Here is a 289-nt window from a genome sequence, read left to right on the forward strand (position 1 = left end):
GCGCGCAGGGTGCTGCCGCGCTCGGTGGTGGTGTCGACCTGGCTCGACTGGCTGCTGCGCTGGCTGCCGTAGCTGATGGCGATGCCCGGCATGTCGAGCGCGGCCGCGCTGAGGGCATGCAGCGTGTCCTGCGTCTTCTTGCCGGAGCTGGCCTTCTCCCGCCGTGTCTGCCGCACGTTGCGATACCCGTCCAGCGCCGTGCCGACCATGGCCATCGTCAGGCCGTGGCTGCGGGCTTGCTGGGTGGTGGTTTCGTGGTCGGTCTGGATGGCGGAGGTGATGGTGACGT

General features: G+C 69.6%; 1 protein-coding gene. It reads right to left on the reverse strand.

All coding sequences use genetic code 11. The annotated features are described in order from the left end of the window. Positions 1-289: hypothetical protein (locus UU9_RS18180; protein WP_007082409.1), on the reverse strand; the 289-nt coding region annotated here is incomplete at both ends.

The organism is Rhodanobacter fulvus Jip2, from assembly GCF_000264315.1.
GTDB lineage: Bacteria > Pseudomonadota > Gammaproteobacteria > Xanthomonadales > Rhodanobacteraceae > Rhodanobacter > Rhodanobacter fulvus.